The 5,786-nt window shown below is 66.9% G+C and carries 7 protein-coding genes; all 7 read right to left on the reverse strand.

Annotation, left to right across the window (positions count from 1 at the left end; genetic code table 11):
• Nucleotides 1-892: tyrosine--tRNA ligase (gene tyrS, locus QZV72_RS11150; protein WP_297008484.1), on the reverse strand; the 892-nt coding region annotated here is incomplete at its 3' end.
• 29 nt (nt 893-921) lie between these two features.
• Nucleotides 922-1,095 carry a Trm112 family protein gene (locus QZV72_RS11155; protein ID WP_297008486.1) on the reverse strand — a complete coding sequence of 58 codons (174 nt, stop codon included), beginning with the start codon at nt 1,093-1,095 and terminating at the stop codon, nt 922-924.
• A 104-nt stretch (nt 1,096-1,199) separates the two neighbouring features.
• Complete coding sequence (argH, locus tag QZV72_RS11160; protein ID WP_297008487.1) at nt 1,200-2,642, reverse strand: argininosuccinate lyase; 1,443 nt, start codon at nt 2,640-2,642, stop codon at nt 1,200-1,202.
• 17 nt (nt 2,643-2,659) lie between these two features.
• Complete coding sequence (locus QZV72_RS11165) at nt 2,660-3,862, reverse strand: argininosuccinate synthase (protein ID WP_297008488.1); 1,203 nt, start codon at nt 3,860-3,862, stop codon at nt 2,660-2,662.
• Nucleotides 3,863-3,903: 41 nt separating this feature from the next.
• Entirely contained in the window at nt 3,904-4,413 is a 510-nt protein-coding gene (gene argR / locus QZV72_RS11170) for an arginine repressor (protein ID WP_297008491.1), read from the reverse strand.
• The gene (gene argF, locus QZV72_RS11175; RefSeq protein ID WP_297008493.1) at nt 4,389-5,297 is read right to left on the reverse strand and encodes an ornithine carbamoyltransferase; all 909 of its coding nucleotides are present in this window, start codon (nt 5,295-5,297) and stop codon (nt 4,389-4,391) included. Before argF ends, argR begins: the two co-directional genes overlap by 25 nt.
• The coding region (locus QZV72_RS11180) for an aminotransferase class III-fold pyridoxal phosphate-dependent enzyme (RefSeq protein ID WP_297008495.1) at nt 5,294-5,786 on the reverse strand (493 nt) is incomplete at its 5' end. The genes argF and QZV72_RS11180, both read right to left, overlap by 4 nt.

A 5,786-nucleotide genomic window follows, 5' to 3' on the forward strand; every position in this document is an offset into this window, starting at 1 on the left:
CGAGGGTACGCTGCGCTTCACGCTTGAACGGACGTTCCTCGACCTCGACGGACAGGCGGTCCAGTTCCTCTCTGTCCAGGAAGGTGAACCAACGGAGGTAGCGAATGACATCGGCATCCGCCGCGTTGAGGAAGTACTGGTACCAGCTGTAGGGGCTGGTCATCTCCGGGTCCAGCCAGAGTTTGCCCCCACCGGTGGACTTACCGAACTTGCGGCCCTCCGAGTCGGTGACCAGCGGCACGGTGAACCCGTGGACGACCTCACCGTCGACCCGTCGGTTGAGGTCCACGCCCGACACGATATTCCCCCACTGGTCGGAACCACCGATCTGCAGGCGGCAGTCGTGGGTCCGACGCAACTGCACGAAGTCGTTGGCCTGCAGCAGCATGTAGGAGAACTCCGTGTAGGAGATCCCGTCGCTCTCCAGTCGGCGCTTGACCGTGTCCCGGGAGAGCATGGTGTTGAGGCTGAAGTTCTTGCCCACGTCACGCAGGAAGTCGACGACGGACATAGAACCGGTCCAGTCCATGTTGTTCGCCATGATCGCGGCATTCTCGCCCTCGAAGGACACGAAGGACGCCAGCTGACGTCGGATCTTCACCACGTTCTCCGCGGCAGTCTCCTCGGAGATCATGGAACGCTCACCGACGTCCCGCGGGTCACCGATCATGCCTGTGGCGCCACCGGCGAGCAGGATCGGGGTGTGGCCGGCGCGCTGCAGCCGGGCCAGCATGAGCAGCGGGACGAGGTGGCCGGCGTGCAGGGAGGGGCCGGTCGGATCGAAGCCGACGTAGGCCGTGGTGGGGGTGTTCAGTTCGGTGCGCAGGGCGTCGATGTCGGTGGACTGCGCGATGAGTCCGCGCCAGGTCAGGTCGTCGAGGATGTTCGACATGGTTTTCGTGGTCCTTCTGAAAAGTCTGGTCAGTGCTGTGTCTGCGGCCATGCGACCGCTTCGTCGGCGAGCAGGACGGGGATGCCGTCCTGCACCGGATAGGCGACGGAGAGCCGCGGGTTGACCAGATAGTCCCCGTGCTCCTCCAGCGGCTGCTTGTCCTGCGGGCACACGAGAATCTCAAGAAGGGTCGGATCGATCATGGTTCACAGTGTATCCGCAGCGGGCACCGTGAACGCCACAGGGCGCCCGGGAGGTACCCGGACGCCCTGGTCGGAATGCGGATGTGCCGGGTTCCCGGCAGTTGTCAGCCGCGGACCGGTGTGTGCGCCCACTCGCGGCCCGCCCCGGACGCCTCGACGACACGGCCGAGCTGCTCCGCGACCCGCACACCGGCGGTACCACCACGGGTGGCCCGGGAGGCGACCGCACCCTGCACGGTGAGTACCGTGCGGACCTCGGGGGTCAGCTGCGGATGGACACCGGCGAGCTCCTCGTCGGTCAGGTCGACCAGGCCGACACCGCGGGACTCGGCGATACGGACACACTGGCCGGAGGCCTCGTGTGCGTCACGGAAAGGCACGCCCTGGCGGACCATCCACTCGGCGAGATCGGTCGCCAGGGTGAACCCGGCCGGGGCCAGCTCCAGCAGCCGCTCCGGGTGGAAGGTCAGTGTGCCGACCAGACCGGTCATCGCCGGAAGCAGCAGGTGCAGCTGCGTGACGGCATCGAGGATCGGCTCCTTGTCCTCCTGGAGGTCACGGTCGTAGGCCAGCGGGAGGGCCTTGAGGGTGGCCAGCAGGCCGGTGTGGTCGCCGATGAGCCGTCCGGTCTTGCCACGCATGAGCTCGGCGACGTCCGGGTTCTTCTTCTGCGGCATGATCGACGACCCGGTTGACCATTCGTCAGCCAGGGTGACGTACCCGAACTCCGGGGTGGACCAGGCGATGATCTCCTCGGCGAGACGGGACAGGTCGATGGCGACCTGGGCCAGCACGTAGGAGGTCTCCGCGGCGAAATCGCGGGAGCTGGTGGCGTCGATCGAGTTGTCCGCGGCGGAATCGAAGCCGAGCTCCGCCGCAATGGCCTCCGGGTCAAGCGCCAGCGAAGAACCCGCCAGCGCGCCGGAACCGTAGGGGGACACGGCCAGCCGCTTGTCGAGGTCCCGGAAACGCTCGACGTCGCGCAGCAGCGGCTGTGCGTGGGCGAGCAGCTGGTGGGCCAGCAGCACCGGCTGGGCGGCCTGGAAGTGGGTCTTTCCCGGCATGATGGTGTCCGGGTGGGACCGGGCCTGGAGGACCAGTGCGTCGACGACGTCGAGGACACCGTCGGTGACCTCACGCACCGCGTCCCGCACCCACATGCGGAACAGCGTGGCGACCTGGTCGTTGCGCGACCGGCCGGCCCGCAGCCTGCCACCGACGACCGGTCCGACCCGGTCGATGAGACCACGTTCCATGGCACCGTGCACGTCCTCGTCGGACTCATCCGGACCGAAGGCACCGGAGGCGACGTCCTCACCCAGCCGGGTGAGGCCGTCGATCATGGTGACCAGGTCCTCGTCCGAGAGCAGTCCCGCGTGGTTCAGCACCTTGGCGTGGGCCTTGGAGGCCAGCACGTCGTAGGGAGCGAGCACCCAGTCGAAGTGGGTGGACTTGCTCAGCGCGGCCATGGCCTCGGTGGGGCCGCCGGCGAACCGGCCGCCCCACAGGGCGCCCTGGTTCGTCGCGTGCTTCTGGATCTCCGTCATGTGTGTGACCTGCTCCCCTACTTGCTGAAGCGACGGTCGCGGGAGTTGGCGATCTTGGAGGACAGACCGTGCAGCTGGACGAAGCCCTTGGACAGGGTCTGGTCGAAGGTGTCCCCGGTGTCGTAGGTGGCGAGGTTGAAGTCGTAGAGGGACTCCTCGGAACGCCGGCCGTTGACGGTGACGGAACCGTTGTGCAGGACCAGGCGGATGTCGCCGGTGACGTGCTCCTGGGTGGACTCGATGAAAGCGTCGAGGGAGCGCTTCAGCGGGGAGAACCACAGGCCGTCGTAGACCTGGCTGGACCACTCGGACTCGATGTTTCGCTTGTAGCGGGCGAGCTCACGCTCGACAGTGACGTCCTCCAGCGCCTCGTGGGCCTTGATGAGGGTGATCGCCCCCGGTGCCTCGTAGATCTCGCGGGACTTGATGCCGATGAGCCGGTCCTCGACCATGTCGAGACGCCCGACGCCCTGGGCTCCGGCGCGACGGTTGAGCTCCTCGATGGCCTGCAGCACGGTGACCTCGCGGCCGTCGATGGCGACCGGCTTACCGGACCTGAAGGAGATGACGACCTCGTCAGGGGCCTGGCCGAGGGAGGGCTCCTCGGTGTAGGCGTAGATGTCCTTGGTCGGGGCGTTCCACAGGTCCTCGAGGTAACCGGTCTCGATGGCGCGTCCCCAGACATTCTGGTCGATGGAGAACGGGGAGGACGCCGACTGCTCGATCGGGACGTTGTTCTCCTCGGCGAAGGCGATGGCCTTGTCGCGGGTCCAGGCGTAGTCACGGGCCGGGGCGATAATCTTCAGGTCCGGGTTGGTGTTCATGAAACCGACCTCGAAACGGACCTGGTCATTGCCCTTGCCGGTGCAGCCGTGGGCGACGTGCGTGCCACCGTGCTCATTGGCGGCCTCGACGAGGTGCTTGACGATCAGCGGACGCGAGATCGCGGACACCAACGGGTACTGCTTCATGTACATGCCGTTGGCCTTGATGGTCGGCAGGCAGTAGTTGTCGGCGAACTCGTCCTTGGCGTCCACGATGATGGACTCGACGGCGCCGGCGCCGAGAGCGCGCTGGCGCACGGACTCCATGTCCTCGCCGCCCTGGCCGAGGTCGATGGAGACGGCGACGACCTCGCCGCCGGTCATCTTCTTGAGGTAAGGGATGGCCACGGTGGTGTCGAGGCCACCGGAGTACGCGAGTACGACGCGGTCAGTCATGATCTTGGGGATCCTTTCGGGGATATTGTGTCGGGTGAATTCTACAGTTCACGGTCGGTCTGGTCGCCGGCGGGCCGTGAGAGTCGGGTGAGTCGCTCGGCGAGGCCCCGACCGTCCGCCGGCTCGCGGGCGAGGACGAAGACGGTGTCGTCCCCGGCGAGCGTACCGACGACGTCCGGCAGATCCGAACGGTCGACGACACTGGCGAGATACTGCGCGGCGCCGGGTGGAGTCCGCAGCACGGCGGTGTTACCCGACCAGTCGGTGCCCACCAGGAGTTCCGCCAGGACGCGACGCAGTTTCGCCGGTCCGTCGGACGCCAGCTCGTCGGCGGTGGAACCGAGACTGTAGAAGGCGCGGCCCTCCGAACGCACCTTCCGCGCCCCGAGGTCCACCAGGTCGCGGGACAGTGTCGCCTGGGTCGTCTCCACCCCCTCGGCCTCCAGCCGTTCAAGCAGGTGCCGCTGACTGGGGATGCGGTGGGTCTCGATGAGCCGGGCGATGAGGTCCTGCCGGGCCGAACGGGTCAGTGGTTGTTCCGGAACAGCCATTCCAGCAGGGCCTTCTGTGCGTGCAACCGGTTCTCCGCCTCATCGAAGACCACGGACTGTGGTCCGTCGATGACTCCGGCGGAGACCTCGAAACCGCGGTACGCCGGCAGGCAGTGCATGAAGATCGCGTCCTTGTCGGCGGTGGCCATGAGTTCCCCGTCGACCTGGAAGGGCCGCAGCGCAGTGGTGTCGCGGTCCGCGTCCATCCCCATCGAGATCCAGGTGTCGGTGATGACCACATCGGCACCGGTGACATCGGGTTCACCGATGACGCGCAGGGTCGCCCCGGTCTCGTCGGCGCGGGCCTGCGCCCGGTCGACGAACCGCTGCTCCGGCTGGAAACCCTCCGGAGCGGCGATGGTGATGTCCACGCCGGCGGTGGTGAACCCGAGCATGTAGGAGTTCGCCATGTTGTTGGCGCCGTCGCCGAGGTAGACGGCCTTGATCCCCTGGAGATCCCCCTTCCTCTCCTTGATGGTGAGGAGGTCGGCGAGAATCTGGCAGGGGTGGAAGTCATCGCACAAGGCGTTGACGATCGGCACGGTCGCGGTCTCTGCCATGTCGTGCAGGTTCCGATGGGCCCCGGTGCGCCAGACGACAGCGTCCACGAAGCGGGACAGGACCGCACCGGTGTCCTGGTAGGACTCCTTCTTACCCATCTGAGACTTCCCGGAGTCCACGACGATCGGGTGGCCGCCGAGCTGGTACACGCCGACATCGAAGGAGAACCGGGTACGGGTGGAGGTTTTGTCGAACAGGATCGCCACTGACCTGTTCTCGAGGCTCTTCCTGATCGGGTTCCTCTTCATCTCGAGGCCGAGCTCGAGGACCTCGGCCTGCTCTGCGACGGTGAGCGAGTCATCGGCAAGTATGTGACGGGTCATTTCAGCAGCTCCTTGAGGATCGCGACGGCCTCCCGGCAGTCGGTGTCGGTGATGTTCAGCGGTGGTACGAGACGCAGGACGTCCGCAGCGGGCTGGTTGAGCAGCAGACCCGCCGCCAGCGCCTCGGCGGCGAAGCCGGGGTGCGGTTCGGCCAGGACGACGCCCAGCATGAGCCCGCGGCCGCGGACATGGTCCACCGCGTCCAACGCCCCCAGTTCGGTGCGCAGGTACTCCCCCCGCCGGGCGACGTTGTCGAGGACGCCCTCGGCGAAGATCGTATCAATGACGGCATTGCCTGCTGCGCAGGACACCGGGTTCCCGCCGAAGGTCGATCCGTGCTGTCCCGCGGACAGCAGCTGCCCCGCCGGGGTCGCGGCAACGCAGGCACCGATCGGCAGGCCACCGCCGAGGCCCTTGGCACACGTGACGAGATCAGGAAGAACATCCTCGACCTGGTAACCGAACCACTGTCCGGTGCGGCCCATACCG

It is taken from the genome of uncultured Corynebacterium sp., from assembly GCF_902782855.1.
GTDB lineage: Bacteria > Actinomycetota > Actinomycetes > Mycobacteriales > Mycobacteriaceae > Corynebacterium.